Source organism: Bacillus pacificus (genome assembly GCF_020861345.1).
GTDB classification, from domain to species: Bacteria; Bacillota; Bacilli; order Bacillales; family Bacillaceae_G; genus Bacillus_A; species Bacillus_A pacificus.
The window spans coordinates 3,225,875-3,241,454 of record NZ_CP086328.1 but is presented as its reverse complement, the minus strand read 5'-3'; the positions used below and the strand labels follow the sequence as shown (position 1 = coordinate 3,241,454).

Here is a 15,580-nt window from a genome sequence, read left to right as displayed (position 1 = left end):
AAAACCAATTAACCCCTTATATAATTCCTTTGTTTTATACTCTTTCGCGTATAGTATGTAGTCTTTTATTTTTAACTAATTTATTCTAAAAAGACTACGGAAAAGACTACGGAAATTATTGTAGCTTTTTTCATGATTAATACTGCAACGAAACAGTATTTTCAATTGGAAAGTAGAATATATATTGATTGTATGTCCGTTTCCATTAAATAGGAAGGTGATTATAGATTTGTGCCGAATGTAGAGGATACTACAAGAGTTTTCCATTACCTATCTTATAGTTAGTCATGATTACGGACAGGGGACTTTGGCGTGTTTGATTCTATCAGAAAGTAAAGTATGGGGAGGATCACAATGTCGATGAAAAAACGTAAATGGCTAAGAATGATGGCTACTGGTTGTGTTTTAGGTTCATTATTAATAACCGCAGCTTGTTCAGGAAAGAAAACAAGTACAGAGGGTGACAAGACGATTAAGGTAGGTGTTCTTGCTTCATTAACAGGTCCATTAGAATCATATGGAAAACAAACCATGAACGGATTTGAATTAGGATTAGACTATGCAACCGGTGGAACTGGGAAAGTGGAAGGAAAGAAGATTAAGTTTGTTGTAGAAGATACAGAAACAAAAGCTGATGTAGCGGTAAAAAAAGCTACGAAGTTATTAGAAGAAGAGAAAGTTGATTTTTTAGTCGGATCGTCTAGTTCAAGTGATACATTAGCGGTTTTACCACTAGCTGAAGAATATGAAAAAATAATGGTTGTAGAACCGGCGGTAGCTGATAGTATTACCGGTAAGAACTGGAATAAATATATTTTTAGAACAGGTAGAAATTCATCTCAAGATGCAGTCGCTGGTGCTGCAGCAATTGCTAAAAAAGATGTGAAAATAGCAACGTTAGCACAAGATAATGCTTACGGTCGTGAAGGGATTGCTGCATTTAAAGCTGGAGCGAAGAAATTAGGTGCAAATATTGTGAACGAGCAATATGCTGATACAAATTCGACTGACTTCACTGCAAATATTCAAAATATCATTAGCTCAAAACCAGATTATTTATTTATTGTTTGGGCAGGGGCAAATTCACCTTGGAAACAGTTGAAAGATATGAATGTGGAAGCGCAAGGTATTAAAATTTCTACTGGTGCACCAGATATTCCGGCATTAAAAACGATGGATGCGTTAGTAGGAATGCAAGGGTTTTCGGTATATTATCATACACTCCCGAAAAATAAGGTGAATGATTGGTTAGTAGAAGAACATAAAAAACGATTTAATGGTGCGGTGCCAGATTTATTTACAGCAGGGGGAATGTCAGCGGCAATTTCTATTGTAGAAGCGTTAAAGAAAACAAAAGGTGATACAGATGTAGATACATTAATTAAGAAAATGGAAGGAATGGAATTTGATACACCGAAAGGAAAGATGAAGTTTAGAGAAAAGGATCACCAAGCGATGCAGACGCTTTATTCTATCACGTTGAAAAAGCAAGATGGTGTTGACTATCCAGTGCCAGTATTAGAGCGAGAATTAACGATGAAAGAGACAGAGCCACCAGTTCAAAATAAATAGACTGAATTTTCTGTTGTTTTTGTATAAAGAGGGGATCCCCTCTTTGTACGTATTTTTTTCATACTTAAAGCTTTAAAGGGGGGATTTCATGACACATTTGCTAGAAACGAAAAATCTTAGTGTATCTTTTGGCGAGCATCATGTTATTAAAGATGTAAATTTAACTGTACAAAAAGGAAAACTCATTTCTATTATCGGGCCAAATGGTGCGGGTAAGACAACATTATTTAATTTACTAAGTGGACAGATTTCACCCACAACAGGTGAAGTGTATTTTAAAGGGCAAGATATTACAAAACTATCGATTTCAGATCGAACACGCTTAGGAATCGGTCGCTCTTTTCAGCTTACAAACATATTCCCAGAATTAACGGTACTTGAAAATGTCCGTTTAAGTGTTCAATCATTCGTACAAGATTACTATAGTTTTTTCCCGAGTCCAGCAAAATTAAAGCAACAAGTTGGAGAGGCGAGACGTTTCTTAAAAACAGTATTACTTCAGGAGAAAGAGAATGTATTAGCAAAAGATTTGGCACATGGAGAGAAAAGAAAGCTAGAACTTGCGATGTTATTAGCTTTAAAAACGGATGTGTTATTACTTGATGAGCCGACGGCAGGTATTTCGGTTGAGGAAGTCCCAGCTATATTACAAGTGATTGAAAATATTAAGAAACATCCAGAGAGTACAATTGTACTTATTGAACACAAAATGGATATGGTATTAGGTTTGTCAGATCATCTAATCGTTTTATTTCATGGAGAGTTATTGGCTGAAGGTTTACCCGAAGAAATTATGAAAGATGAGCGTGTACAAAGTGCTTATTTAGGGGGATTATATAGTGGCACTATTACAAGTGAATAATATAGAGACGTATTTAGATCAGTTTCATATTTTACAAGGGGTATCTCTTACTGTTGAGAAAGGAACGATTACTGTACTGTTTGGAAGAAATGGGGCAGGGAAGACTACGACGTTACGTTCGGTTATGGGGTTTCACCATATCGCACATGGTGAAATTTATTATGATCGTACACAAGTAAATGGATTATCTACACATTTAATTTCAAGGAAAGGGATAGGGTATGTACCAGAAAATCAAGGTATTTTTCACGATCTGACAGTAGAAGAAACATTCGCTCTTGCTAGAGGTAAGGGCGAAGAAGCGGAAGAAAAGATAGAATGGATGCTTGAACTATTTCCAGATTTAAAGCAATTTTGGCACAAAAAAAGTGGACTCTTAAGCGGGGGACAAAAGCAAATGTTAGCAATTTCAAGAGCATTTATTAATAGTGATGGTTTACTACTTATTGATGAGCCGAGTAAAGGCTTGTCTCCTATTATGATAGAAAAATTAATGATAGCTATTTTGAAAATGAAGGAGAAAACAACAGTTTTACTCGTTGAACAAAATTTTATGATGGCTAGTCAAATTGGTGATTATTTTTATATTATGGATAACGGAAAAATTGTTCATAACGGTTTTATGCATGAATTAAAAGAGGATAAGGAAATGTGTCACAAATATTTAGGAATCTCTTAACATGAATCCGGGGTGAGAAGGATGGATGTGTTAATCAATTTATTTGTAAATGGGATTTCAACAGGGATGCTCATTTTTTTATTAGCATCAGGTCTTTCACTTATTTTCGGTTTAATGAGTGTTCTAAACTTCGCACATGGTGGTTTATTTGCATGGGGAGCATTTACAGGTGTTTGGCTATTTAATATGACAGGGAGTTATGTGTTAGCTTTAATTGGAGCAATAGCTATGGGAATGTTCCTTGGATTTATTTTAGAAAGATTCCTTATTAGACCGGTATACGGAAATCATGTTCGACAGCTTCTTGTTACACTTGGAGGAATGCTTGTACTTAGTGAATGTATTAAAGTATTTTGGGGACCAAATCCAATTGGGGCAAAGTTACCGTTATGGCTACAAGGAAGTTTTACGTTCGGAGGCGTTATATTAATTAAATATCGTCTATTCGTTATCATAATTGGGGTTATCATATACATTGCCTTATTATTATTGCTCAAAAAAACAAAGATAGGTCTTATGATACGCGCAGGTGTAATGGATAAAGAGATGGTTCAAGCGCTCGGTATTAACGTAAAAGCTATATTTTCTTTCGTCTTTTTATTAGGAGCAGGGATGGCTGCCTTAGGTGGCTTCTTATTAGCACCATACTCAGGCGTTATTTTCGCTGAGATGGGTATGCAGTATGCGATTTTAGCTTTCATAGTAGTAATCATTGGAGGGCTAGGAAGCGTACAAGGTTCAGCCATCGCTTCTTTAATTGTCGGATTAGCTGGTGCTTTTACAGCGTATTTTATACCGGATTTATCACTTGCAATCAATATGTTAATGTTACTATTTTTCTTAATAGTGAAGCCAAATGGACTTGTTGGTGAAAAGGGGTGAAATGGTGAACAGCACATCAAATCGAATTAAAGTATACTTCGGAGTATGTATGCTCATTTGTTTAAGTGTATTTCCATTCGTAAATGATTCACGGAGCTTGTTAATTTTGTTCACTCAAATCTTCATCTTTGCTATTTTTGCAATGAGTTTTGATGTATTGCTTGGATATACAGGAATTGTATCATTCGGCCATTGTATGTTCTTTGGGATAGGAGCATATGGCGTAGCGCTTTTATTTGATCGACAAGGAGTATCCATAACGAACTTTTTAATAGGAATAGTAGCTGCAATTATCATTTCAGCAATCGTTAGTTATATAATCGGTTTGCTTTCTTTACGGCTGAAAAGTCATTTTTATGCGATGTTAACACTTGCTATTTCACAGTTGTTTTTCGTACTTGCTGAAAAATGGCGTGGGCTCACTCACGGAGGAGATGGTTTTACATTTGGTGTACCAGAAGTATTCCGTGATCGTTTTACGTTTTATTATGTAACACTTATATGTTTACTTATCATTTTTGTTCTGTTACGTCTTTTCACCAAATCTTCTATTGGAAAAGTATTAAAGGCAATTTCACAAAATGAGCAACGTGTTGAAGCACTAGGATATAAAGTTCTTCATTATAAAATTATTGCTAGCATTGTTGCAGGAGTAGTAGCTGCAATTAGCGGTGGTTTATTTGTTATCACTTTACGCTTTGTTAATACAACTGTATTTTCAATTGAAATGACATTAAATGCATTATTGATGACTATGATTGGAGGCGTTGGAACGTTAATAGGAGCCATTGCAGGAGCTGGAATTATTGAATCCCTAAAATATTATTTATCAGAACTAGCTACAGAGTATCCGATCTTTGAACGATGGACGATTATTCTTGGTGTATTGTACATTATCGTATTGCTAGTTTTCCCGAAAGGATTAGTTGGCACGGTTAAGAGACTGAAGAATATGAAACGGAATAAGAAGGAGAAAAGTGCAGAAGTGGAGCAAAATGTGTGAAAAATCAATTGTATAGAATATGAAAATCCCTCTTTTAGATTCGGAAAGGAGGGATTTTTATTGCTGTATGTAAATTTAGTTCGTTTATAGCTATTATATTAATCAAATAGTTCATCAGGGATTTGTTTGAAAGAATTTTGATTCGTAAAGAAATGAACAGCTAATTTCTCAATTGGAACATTTTCAATTGGTACTAATTTATCATTTTTAATTGGTAAAAAGGCTATTCCTTTTCCGTCCTGAATAAACTCTTCTATAAGCGAATAAGAATCTAATTGTTGAAGTTGGCGCTGAGATAAATTATTTTCTTTTAGAAATTGTATCGTCTTATTCCTAAAAGGGCACTTTTTGTCATTACTAACGAAGAAGAGTTCCTTTGAAAATTCAATGGTACACTTTTCTTTCGGTTTTAATAAGCCGATAGAAATTGAAGTGGAAAATACTTTTTTAAACGATATGTCTGGGTAATCCTCATAAGTAATGACCATATCAACTTTTTGTTGCTGCAGTAATTTTTGCAAATGACTACTATTTTCTACATATATTTGATAACTCCTAAAATTTTCTTTAATGCGCTTGCTTACATAATTAGTCAAAATAGATTGTGACGTTGCGATTATATAAGAAGACCCACTCGTTTTAATTTTATCTTTTGCTTCTTCTACTAGCGTTAATATTTGATTTGTGTAGTCTAATAAAATGTCACCAGAAGGTAATAAAGAAACGCCTTTGTTATCTCTATGTAGTAAAGGTGTTTCTAACTCTTGTTCTAATTTTTTAATTCGCTCAGTTACGTTCGGTTGAACATACCCTAACTCTTTCGCAGCTTTACTAATAGAGCCTTCGCTAGCCACAGTTTTGAATATAATAAGATCATTTATTTCCATTTATCACAGCCCCTTATACGATATCATTATAAATGATACCAAACATAATTTATACCTATTTTACGTTAGTCAATCATCGGTTTATCATTGTGTATATAAGATGGAAAGTGAGTGATAAACATGATTGGAATGCAATATAAGGTCATTTTGCCGAAAGATTATGATATGGAGATTATTAAGAAAAGGGTAAAGGATAATGGGTATAAAACGGATGGTTTTCAAGACCTGAATTTTAAAGCTTATTTAATTACTGAGGCAGATAAGGACGGAAATTTCTATAACTGTTATGCACCTTTATATATTTGGAATGGTCATGAAGGAATGAACAAATTTATCTTTGAAGGGTATTACGATAATATTTTACAATCTTTTGGATGGCAACAAATAAATATAGGTGTTCCATTAGTTGTTAATGTAAAGGGTAATTTTAAGAAATGTAGATATGTTGTTGAATATGAAGGAAGTATTTCTCCAAGTGAATCATTGAGTGGGATTCAATCTATCATTGTGGATCAAAAGGTAGAAAATTGTTTAGGAAATGTAATAGTATATAATCCAGATAAATGGGGATATAGTCAGTTTAATTTTTATGAAGAGAAGCCTGATATTATAGCGAATAAAGGTGTTACATTATATGAGATTTTGCACATTTCACGATGAAAACTTGTTGAAGTTAAATTAAGAAAAAGGAATGACAATGTATGCCTTTTGTGAACGTCTATTATCATGAAAATAAATTAAATAAAGAAGAAATCAAAAAGATAGGTGAATGTATTCATCTTTCATTAATTGAACATTTTAACATTCCTGAAAATGATTTCTTTCAAATGTTTTTACCCTATCAACAAAATCACTTTTTATATAATCCATATTATTTATTAGAAAGAGGAGAAAAGAGAACAGAGAATATGATGTATGTTTCTATCACATGTGGACCGGGAAGAACGATAAAACAGAAAAGTGATCTATATCATTCGATATCCTCGAAGGTTTCTGAATGTTCTAGTATAAAAAGTGCAAATATTTTTATTACGGTAAATGAGACATCTGCAGAAAATTGGTCATTTGGTCAAGGAATGGCACAATTGGTAAAAGTGAAGGGGGAGTGAAATGATGAATGAATCCATTGGATATTGTATTCAAGAGAAAATGAGAGAAATGGCACCTGTATTTGCACATTATAGTGAAGAGATACTGTTCGGGGAAGTGTGGCGAGATGACACTTTAACATTACGAGAAAGAAGTTTATGTACTGTGTCAGCACTAATCAGTCTTGGTAATACAGAACAATTACCATTTCATCTGAAGCTAGCTAAACAAAATGGGATTATGGAGAATGAGTTGGTTGCATTAATAACACATATGGCTTTTTATGTTGGTTGGCCCAAAGCAGCGGGAACTTTACATATAGTAATGAATGAAATGGAAAGTTAAGAATAACGATAAGAAAGAATTCGTTTAAACATGAATTCTTTCTTATCGTTATGTATGCAATACTTTAATGAAATATTTTTCACGGTTTCTCTTGCTTTTTTATCACTTGCGTAGTAAAGTGATAGTAAGATTCACGATAGGAAGTGATCAAACATGCGTGATAATACGATAGGATCATTAATATGGTTACGTTTAATACGATTTACGAACCAAAGTAATCAGATGTCAAATGAGTTTTTAAAACGCTTTGATTTAACGACTGCTCAATTTGATGTGCTTTTGCAAATACGTACGTATCAACCACTAACACAAATGGAGTTAGCTGAAAAGGTAACTGTTACACAAGGCGGTATTTCTCGAATGTTAACGCGTCTTGAAAAAGAAGGATATATTGTGCGAAAACAAGATTGGAAAACGAAAACAATTAGTCTGACAGAGCAAGGGGAAGCGGCCTTAGAGAGAGCACTGCCAGAGCAGCTTGCATTTCAATCATCGTTTTTTGATGATGTATTAAATGAAGAAGAGCAGAAAATGTTATACGAGCTAATGACGAAAGTTCATAAGCATAGTGAAAAAAAAGAATTACCGCAAGAGTAATTTTTTTTACACTATCAATTGACTAATCAAGTGATGTTGTAAGCAATAGGGAAAAACATTTGACTTACAAATGTTTTTAAAAGAGAAAATAATAACACCTCATCAAAGGAGAGAGCAATGATGGAAAAATACCGTATGAATACAAGTAAAGGAATGGAGTTTGGATTATATTCAATTGGGGATCATGTTTTAAATCCACATAACGGAGAGAAAATTAGTGCTGAACAAAGAATTCATGAATTAATTAAAACAGCAAAGTTAGCGGATGAAGCTGGACTTGATGTATTTGCTGTCGGTGAAAGTCATCAAACGCACTTTACAACGCAAGCTCATACAGTTATTTTAGGAGCGATTGCGCAAGCTACGAAAAATATAAAAATTGCAAGTTCAGCAACGATAATAAGTACATCTGATCCGGTACGAGTATACGAGGACTTTGCTACACTTGATTTGATTTCTAATGGACGTGCAGAAATTGTGGCTGGTCGTGGATCTCGTATTGGGGGATATAGTTTACTTGGTTATGATGTGAATGATTATGAAGAGTTATTTGAAGAGAAGATGGATCTTTTATTAAAAATTAATAAAGAGGAACATGTAACATGGAATGGACAGTTCAGAGCACCGCTTGCGCATGCATCGGTTATTCCAAGAGCTAAAAATAATAACTTACCAATTTGGCGTGCAGTTGGTGGCCCACCAGCTAGTGCGATTAAAGCAGGACGTGCAGGTGTACCAATGATGATAACAACACTAGGTGGCCCAGCTATTAACTTTAAAGGATCAGTAGATGCTTACCGTGAGGCGGCTGCGCAAAGTGGATTTAATCCAGCGAGTTTGCCAGTTGCAACAACGAGTTTATTTTACACAGCAAAAAATTCACAAGATGCACTTAGTGAATACTATCCTCACATTAATGCTGGTATGCTTACGCTACGCGGTGGTGGGTATCCGAAACAACAATTTACAAATGCAATAGATTACCGTGACGCGTTAATGGTTGGTAGCCCGCAACAAATTATCGAAAAAATGCTTTACCAATATGAATTGTTTGGGCAACAACGTTTTATGGCAGAAATTGATTTTGGTGGTGTACCATTTGATAAAATTGAGAAAAACATCGAATTAATTGCTACTGAAATTTTACCGGCTATTAGAAAACATACAGCAAAATAACTTAAAAAATACCGAGAGTCTAATCGATTCTCGGTATTTTTTTATGTATGAATTTAGTTTAGAAAAATGACAATAAAATGAATTTTTAGTCTAGAAAGAGGGAGTGTATTTTCTATTTTTGAATAACATTATTTCGTGTTTGAATTTTAGAAATACATTTTTCTCTTGACAAAAAAATAACGAATTTATCCATTGGTTAATAGGACATTTTTTCGTAGAAAAGTCAAGTGTATAAAGAGAAAAACGATTATTTTATTGATGCAAAGATAAGTCTCATATTAAAAAAACACATTTTATCGATGAGGAAAATATAATTCAAAAAAATACCAAAAGACATATTTCAGACAAAATGATGTCAATAATACGTCAAAAATCAGCTGAATTTACTATGCAGGTATATTATACAATTCGATTAACGAATAAAACACTACAGAAATAGTGAAAAGGTAAAAAATAGCATTACAATAGTTTGAAAAACTGAAACTTCATATTTTTCGACAATACATACAAAATGTTTTTGTCTTTTCGTATTTCTTAATAATTGAGTTTGATAAGATTGCTCAATTAACTTTTATTATAAAAACTATGAAGGAAGTGATTGTAGTATGGAAACGCTCGAATTGGCACGAATACAATTCGCATCAACAACGATTTTCCATTACTTTTTTGTTCCGCTGTCTATTGGTTTAGCTTTTATCATTGCGTTAATGCAAACGTTATATGTGGTAAAGGGACAAGAAATTTATAAGAAGATGACAAAGTTTTGGACGCAAATATTCCTTGTTAACTTTGCAGTAGGTGTAGTAACTGGTATTCTACAAGAATTCCAGTTTGGCATGAACTGGTCAACCTATTCACGTTTCGTAGGCGATGTGTTTGGTCCATCACTTGCGATTGAAGGTTTATTAGCATTTTTCATTGAGTCTACATTTTTAGGTTTATGGGTATTCGGTGAGGATAAATTACCGAAGCGCATTCATCTTTTATGTATTTGGCTCCTTTCAATTGGAACAATGTTATCAGCATTTTGGATTTTAACTGCAAGTGCATTTATGCAATCGCCAGTAGGATATGAAATGGCAGCAGATGGACGTGCACAAATGAATGATTTCTTAGCAATTATTCAAAATCCACAATTATGGGTACAATTCCCGCATACCATTACAGCGGCAATTGCAACTGGTGCATTCTTTATTGCCGGTGTGAGTGCATGGAAAATAACGAAAGCGCAAGAAACTGAAGTGTTTAAAAAATCATTCCGCATTTCTATCATTGTTGGAACACTTACAACGGCGCTAGTACTATTCTTCGGTCATGCGCAAGCACAACAATTAATTAAGACACACCCAATGAAAATGGCAGCAGCTGAAGCGTTATGGAATACGAGTGAAGATCCAGCGCCATTTACAGTATTTGCGAAAATTGATGCGGAGAAGAAAGAAAATTCGTTTGAAATTCAAATCCCGTATATGCTAAGTCTATTATCATATGATAAATTTAGCGGCCAAGTAGAAGGGATGAATCAAATTCAAAAGCAATATGAAGAAAAATATGGGCCTGGAGATTATATTCCACCAGTACACACGATGTTCTGGAGCTTTAGAGCGATGGTAATGAGTGGAACATTTATGCTTCTTCTAGGAGCGTACGGTTGGTTCTTATCAAGAAAAGATCGTTTAGCTGAAAAAACTTGGTATTTAAAATTAATGGTGTATGCAATTTCACTACCGTTTATCGGTAATACAGTAGGATGGATTATGACTGAAATGGGACGTCAACCTTGGGTAGTTTTCGGTGTTATGAAAACGGAAGATGCTGTATCTCCAAATGTTACGTTCGGAGAAGTGCTATTCTCTTTAGTTTCGTTCACATCATTATATTTAATTATAGGTGGAATTACAGTTTACTTATTCGTTCGTATTATTAAAGGACATGAGAATAAGAAAGCGAAACAGAATTCTCAAAGCCATGATCCATTTGATAAGGAGGATGAGTATGTTATCTCTTAATGAGTTGTGGTTTATTATTATTGCAGTTTTATTCGTTGGCTTCTTTGTACTTGAAGGTTTCGATTTCGGTGTAGGTATAGTTTCAAGGTTTTTAGGAGAAAACGATTTAGAGAAAAGAATATATTTAAATACAATTGGTCCATTTTGGCACGCGAATGAAGTATGGCTTGTTTGTGCAGGTGGCGCTATGTTTGCGGCATTCCCGCATTGGTATGCAACTTTATTTAGTGGGTTTTACATTCCGTTTGTATTTATGCTTCTTGCTTTAATTATTAGAGGTGTTTCCTTTAAATTCCGTGCGAAAATAGATAATCATAAATGGAAAGGCTTTTGGGATTGGGGTATGTTTTTAGGAAGTTTACTACCGCCTATCCTTTGGGGAGTTGCCATTGCTAACTTTATGGTAGGTATTCCAATTGATGAGACGAAAAATGCTGTAGGTGGATTCTTACAATTACTTCATCCATTTGCATTACTTGGAGGAGTTATGTTCCTTCTGTTATGTATTGTTCACGGATTGCAATTCCTTACTATACGTACAACAGGTAAGTTAAGAGAACGTGCACGTATTGCCGCGTTGAAAATTGCACCACTCGCAATTATAGCACTTCTTATTTTTGCCGGTGTAGGGTTATGGAAAACAGATATTTTCACTGGTCATGGTACAGAGTGGATTATGGTTCCAATCGGAGCTTTTGTAGCGTTATGTGCGTCAACATTATTAAATAAAAGAAGAAGAGATGGTTGGGCTTTCTTTATGACAAGTTTAACAATCATTTTACTAAGTGCGAGTGTGTTTGCTGGCATGTTCCCACGTGTCTTAATTAGCTCGTTAGGGTCAATATACGATTTGACAATTTATAATGCAGCATCAGGAGATTATGCACTAAAACTGATGACATATTTTTCAATTGCTATATTGCCATTTGTTTTGGGAAGTCAAATATGGAGTTTCTATGTGTTTAGACAACCTGTTAAGTCAGATAAAGATTTGGAGTACTAATGAAAAGAAAAAGAGGACTTCCGTCGTATCCTGGTAGCCGAGTTTTATATGTAGTGTTAACAATCATTAGCATGTTAGAAGCTTTTAGTATTATTGCACAAACAGTGTTTTTAGCGCGAGCTATCACGTTTTTATTTCAGGGAGAAGTAGTGCAATCTGTGTTAAATGAAACAGTTTATTTCGGAATCACGTTTGCAGTACGTCACTTGCTAGTTCGAATGTCACAAGTATTAGTGGAACGTTTCGCTGAAAAAACAGGATCGCTACTGAGAAAACAATTAATAGAGGCGTATTTCACATTAGGTCCACGGTATGTTCAAACTGTTGGAACAGGTCATCTGGTTACCTTATCGATAGAGGGTATTGAGAAATTTAAAACATATATTGAATTAACAATTCCTAAAATGATTAGAAGTAGTATCGTACCAGGACTAATTGTACTATATGTTTTTACACTAGATATTGAGTCTGGAATCATTTTAGTTGTAACGATTCCTATCGTAATTATTTTTATGATCCTACTAGGATTAGCAGCGCAGAAAATGGCGGATAGCCAATATGAAACATATCGTGTTCTTTCTAATCATTTTGTAGATACGTTAAAAGGATTAGAAACATTAAAGTATTTAGGTCAAAGTAAACAACACGAAGGAAAGATTGAGAAAGTAAGTAAAAGATATAGAAAAGCAACGATGCGTACTTTGCGAGTTGCTTTTCTTTCTTCATTTGCATTAGATTTCTTTACGAGTTTATCAATTGCATTTGTAGCGGTCGGATTAGGGATACGTTTAATAGATGGAACAATTGTACTATTGCCAGCCCTTACGATTTTAATTTTAGCTCCGGAATACTTCTTGCCGATTAAACAAGTTGGAGCAAATTATCATGCTACGTTAGATGGACAACTTGCAATGGAGCAAATAGAAGAGATTTTACAGCGACAAAAAGAAATAGGGAAGAAAGAATCTAATGTAGACTTAATATGGAATTCAACTAGTAACTTGAAATTACAAGTTGTAAAAGTAAAGAATGATGAATCTGGAAAAGCTATATTAGAGGGAATTGATTTTACTTGGAAAGGCACTGGCGCTATAGGTGTAATTGGTGAAAGTGGAGCAGGGAAATCGACGTTAATCGATGTATTAGCTGGATTTTTAACTCCTTCGGGTGGAAAGATGATCGTAAATGGTGTAGAAATTGACGGGTCTACTCGTGAAGAGTGGCAAAAGAATATTGCTTATATTCCACAGCAACCTTATATTTTTCCGCTTTCATTAAAAGATAACATTTGTTTCTATGAAACAAATACAACTGATGAAGAAGTGGAAAGAGTTATGAATGAAGTCGGTCTTCGTTCACTTGTTACATCGCTTCCAAATGGAATGTATGAAAGAATTGGAGAAGGTGGGCGTATGCTGAGTGGCGGACAAGAACAACGTGTCGCAATGGCGCGAGCCCTTTTAAGCAAAAAGCCAATTATTTTATTAGACGAGCCTACGGCACATCTTGATATTGAAACTGAATTTGAAATAAAGCAAGCGATGTTACGTCTGTTTGAAGGTAAGTTAGTATTTCTTGCAACACATCGTCTTCACTGGATGAAACAAATGGATCATATTCTTATTTTAAATAAAGGGAAAATGATAGAAAGTGGAACGTATGAAGAACTTGTAAAGAATGAGGCATTACATGTTCACAGGAAAGAGAGGGGATAGAGATGAGTAACTGGATTAAACCGTATATACAGCAAAATAAAGGTAGAATGACTGTAACTATTTTCCTTGGCCTTCTTGGAGTTAGTTCAGGTGCGATGCTACTTTTCATTTCAGGTTATTTAATCTCTAAATCTGCTCTTAGACCAGAAAATGTAATGGCTGTATATGTTCCTATCGTTGCAACACGTGCGTTTAGTGTAGGACAAGCGGTATTTCATTATGTAGAGCGTTTAGTTGGACACGATGTTGTATTACGCATATTAGAAAAGATGAGAACGAAACTATATGGGATAGTAGAACCACAGGCGTTATTTTTCCGTTCACGATTTCAAACGGGCGATATGTTAGGCGTATTATCCGAAGATATAGAGCATTTACAAAACCTATATTTACGTACAATATTTCCTAGCATATTAGCATTAGTTGTATATAGCATATTCGTACTTGTTATCGGTACATTTGACGTAGTGTTTGCACTTATTGCAGGGTGTATGCTAGCTATTATCGTTTTTCTGCTTCCATTTGTATCGTTACTTTTAATGAAGCGACATCATGTTACTTTAAAACAAGGAAGAAATCGTTTGTATCAACAACTAACAGATGCTGTTTTTGGATTATCTGATTGGCAAGCAAGTGGTAGAAAAGATGAATTCATTGATAAGTATGTAGAGCAAAATGCTCAGTTGTTAAAAACGGAAAAAAGAATGAAGCGTTGGAATCATATTCGGGACAGTATTATTCAATTAGTAGTGGGTATTGTAGTTATTGCAATGATTATATGGACTGGAAATGAGGCTGCGAGTGAACAAATTGCTCCTACCGTTATTGCGGCTTTCGTCTTAATGACGTTATCTGTCACAAACGCGTTAATCCCTCTGTCAGATGCTATCGATCGAATTCCATCATATGTAGAATCCGCTCATCGTCTCAATCAAGTAGAAGGTAATGGTGTTTTACAGGATGAAAAGGAATTACCTAGAGATAAAGATTATGTTGCACCAAAACATATAGACATTGAATTAAATCATGTATCGTATAGTTACCCACATAGTAATGAAGTTGTATTGAAAGACGTATCATTACAAATAAAAGCAGGAAAGAAAATTGCCATTTTAGGAAGAAGCGGAACCGGAAAATCTACTTTGTTAAAATTGTTAACAGGTGCGCTAAGCCCGTTACATGGTGAAGTTTTATTGAATAGTGAACATGCTCACACGAATCTTTTATCAAAATATATTTCTGTATTGAATCAAAAGCCGCATTTATTCGATACGACAATTGGAAATAATGTGCGAATCGGCAAACCAGAGGCAACAGATGAAGAGATATGGAAAGCTTTAGAGAAAGCACAATTAGCTTCTCATATTGCTTCTCTTCCAGATGGATTACAAACAAAAATGCATGAGATGGGAAAAAGATTTTCTGGTGGGGAAAGACAACGGGTTGCTTTTGCAAGAACGCTAATGCAAGAAGCACCAATCATTGTACTAGATGAACCTACAATCGGTTTAGATCCAAAGACAGAATTATCTTTAATTGAAACGATGTTTTCTGCAACGGAAGAAAAGACAGTAATTTGGATTACGCACCATCTTGTAGGAATGGAGCATGTTGATGAAGTAATATTCCTTGATCGTGGTCAAATTGTGATGCAAGGTAGTCATGAACAACTTCTGAAAGAAAACGAAAAGTATCGTATGCTTTATGAGTTAGACAAAGGAATATAATTTTATCCGACTTTAATGGGCAGTAAGACCCCCA

15 protein-coding genes are annotated in these 15,580 nt (G+C 34.7%); 14 read left to right on the top strand and 1 reads right to left on the bottom strand.

Annotated elements, in window-relative coordinates; translation table 11 throughout:
• Positions 1–354: 354 nt before the first annotated feature.
• From LMD38_RS16955 to LMD38_RS16935, 5 genes are all read left to right on the top strand, one after another.
• A complete protein-coding gene (locus tag LMD38_RS16955; RefSeq protein WP_061182825.1) occupies positions 355–1,572 on the top strand; it encodes a substrate-binding domain-containing protein in 1,218 nt (405 codons plus the stop codon).
• An 88-nt stretch (positions 1,573–1,660) separates the two neighbouring features.
• Entirely contained in the window at positions 1,661–2,434 is a 774-nt protein-coding gene (locus tag LMD38_RS16950) for an ABC transporter ATP-binding protein (protein ID WP_000149327.1), read from the top strand.
• Positions 2,412–3,113: a branched-chain amino acid ABC transporter ATP-binding protein gene (locus LMD38_RS16945; RefSeq protein ID WP_001196704.1), complete on the top strand. Its 702-nt coding sequence runs from the start codon at positions 2,412–2,414 to the stop codon at positions 3,111–3,113. The genes LMD38_RS16950 and LMD38_RS16945 overlap by 23 nt, the downstream gene beginning before the upstream one ends.
• A gap of 21 nt (positions 3,114–3,134) precedes the next feature.
• Complete coding sequence (locus LMD38_RS16940) at positions 3,135–3,995, top strand: branched-chain amino acid ABC transporter permease (protein WP_000382789.1); 861 nt, start codon at positions 3,135–3,137, stop codon at positions 3,993–3,995.
• A 49-nt stretch (positions 3,996–4,044) separates the two neighbouring features.
• Positions 4,045–4,998 carry a branched-chain amino acid ABC transporter permease gene (locus LMD38_RS16935; protein WP_029141105.1) on the top strand — a complete coding sequence of 318 codons (954 nt, stop codon included), beginning with the start codon at positions 4,045–4,047 and terminating at the stop codon, positions 4,996–4,998.
• Between the two features lie 98 nt (positions 4,999–5,096).
• Here LMD38_RS16935 and LMD38_RS16930 read toward each other — a convergent pair whose 3' ends face one another.
• Positions 5,097–5,885: a LysR family transcriptional regulator gene (locus tag LMD38_RS16930; RefSeq protein WP_062821941.1), complete on the bottom strand. Its 789-nt coding sequence runs from the start codon at positions 5,883–5,885 to the stop codon at positions 5,097–5,099.
• 120 nt (positions 5,886–6,005) lie between these two features.
• Between LMD38_RS16930 and LMD38_RS16925 the strand changes: the two genes are divergently transcribed.
• The 9 genes from LMD38_RS16925 (at position 6,006) to cydC (ending at position 15,546) form a co-directional block, all read left to right on the top strand.
• Complete coding sequence (locus tag LMD38_RS16925) at positions 6,006–6,545, top strand: DUF4865 family protein (RefSeq protein WP_062821940.1); 540 nt, start codon at positions 6,006–6,008, stop codon at positions 6,543–6,545.
• Positions 6,546–6,586: 41 nt separating this feature from the next.
• On the top strand, positions 6,587–6,994 hold the full coding sequence (locus tag LMD38_RS16920) for a tautomerase family protein (protein WP_001117257.1): 408 nt from the start codon (positions 6,587–6,589) through the stop codon (positions 6,992–6,994).
• Position 6,995: 1 nt separating this feature from the next.
• Positions 6,996–7,319: a carboxymuconolactone decarboxylase family protein gene (locus LMD38_RS16915; protein WP_000980852.1), complete on the top strand. Its 324-nt coding sequence runs from the start codon at positions 6,996–6,998 to the stop codon at positions 7,317–7,319.
• A 153-nt stretch (positions 7,320–7,472) separates the two neighbouring features.
• Complete coding sequence (locus LMD38_RS16910; RefSeq protein ID WP_001205526.1) at positions 7,473–7,916, top strand: MarR family winged helix-turn-helix transcriptional regulator; 444 nt, start codon at positions 7,473–7,475, stop codon at positions 7,914–7,916.
• A gap of 120 nt (positions 7,917–8,036) precedes the next feature.
• Positions 8,037–9,092, top strand: a complete 1,056-nt coding sequence (locus tag LMD38_RS16905) for an LLM class flavin-dependent oxidoreductase (protein ID WP_000417590.1) — start codon at positions 8,037–8,039, stop codon at positions 9,090–9,092.
• A 605-nt stretch (positions 9,093–9,697) separates the two neighbouring features.
• A complete protein-coding gene (gene cydA / locus LMD38_RS16900; protein ID WP_061182820.1) occupies positions 9,698–11,101 on the top strand; it encodes a cytochrome ubiquinol oxidase subunit I in 1,404 nt (467 codons plus the stop codon).
• Positions 11,088–12,104, top strand: a complete 1,017-nt coding sequence (gene cydB, locus LMD38_RS16895) for a cytochrome d ubiquinol oxidase subunit II (RefSeq protein WP_000950072.1) — start codon at positions 11,088–11,090, stop codon at positions 12,102–12,104. Before cydA ends, cydB begins: the two co-directional genes overlap by 14 nt.
• The gene (gene cydD, locus LMD38_RS16890; RefSeq protein ID WP_227585352.1) at positions 12,104–13,819 is read left to right on the top strand and encodes a thiol reductant ABC exporter subunit CydD; all 1,716 of its coding nucleotides are present in this window, start codon (positions 12,104–12,106) and stop codon (positions 13,817–13,819) included. Before cydB ends, cydD begins: the two co-directional genes overlap by 1 nt.
• Positions 13,820–13,821: 2 nt before the next feature.
• Positions 13,822–15,546, top strand: a complete 1,725-nt coding sequence (gene cydC, locus LMD38_RS16885) for a thiol reductant ABC exporter subunit CydC (RefSeq protein WP_062821938.1) — start codon at positions 13,822–13,824, stop codon at positions 15,544–15,546.
• Positions 15,547–15,580 lie beyond the last annotated feature (34 nt).

Coding starts and splice junctions, on each gene's coding strand:
- LMD38_RS16955 (WP_061182825.1), top strand. CDS start 355: ATGTCGATGAAAAAACGTAAATGGCTAAGAATGATGGCTACTGGTTGT.
- LMD38_RS16950 (WP_000149327.1), top strand. CDS start 1,661: ATGACACATTTGCTAGAAACGAAAAATCTTAGTGTATCTTTTGGCGAG.
- LMD38_RS16940 (WP_000382789.1), top strand. CDS start 3,135: ATGGATGTGTTAATCAATTTATTTGTAAATGGGATTTCAACAGGGATG.
- LMD38_RS16935 (WP_029141105.1), top strand. CDS start 4,045: ATGCTCATTTGTTTAAGTGTATTTCCATTCGTAAATGATTCACGGAGC.
- LMD38_RS16930 (WP_062821941.1), bottom strand. CDS start 5,885: ATGGAAATAAATGATCTTATTATATTCAAAACTGTGGCTAGCGAAGGC.
- LMD38_RS16925 (WP_062821940.1), top strand. CDS start 6,006: ATGATTGGAATGCAATATAAGGTCATTTTGCCGAAAGATTATGATATG.
- LMD38_RS16920 (WP_001117257.1), top strand. CDS start 6,587: ATGCCTTTTGTGAACGTCTATTATCATGAAAATAAATTAAATAAAGAA.
- LMD38_RS16915 (WP_000980852.1), top strand. CDS start 6,996: ATGATGAATGAATCCATTGGATATTGTATTCAAGAGAAAATGAGAGAA.
- LMD38_RS16910 (WP_001205526.1), top strand. CDS start 7,473: ATGCGTGATAATACGATAGGATCATTAATATGGTTACGTTTAATACGA.
- LMD38_RS16905 (WP_000417590.1), top strand. CDS start 8,037: ATGGAAAAATACCGTATGAATACAAGTAAAGGAATGGAGTTTGGATTA.
- cydA (WP_061182820.1), top strand. CDS start 9,698: ATGGAAACGCTCGAATTGGCACGAATACAATTCGCATCAACAACGATT.
- cydB (WP_000950072.1), top strand. CDS start 11,088: ATGTTATCTCTTAATGAGTTGTGGTTTATTATTATTGCAGTTTTATTC.
- cydD (WP_227585352.1), top strand. CDS start 12,104: ATGAAAAGAAAAAGAGGACTTCCGTCGTATCCTGGTAGCCGAGTTTTA.
- cydC (WP_062821938.1), top strand. CDS start 13,822: ATGAGTAACTGGATTAAACCGTATATACAGCAAAATAAAGGTAGAATG.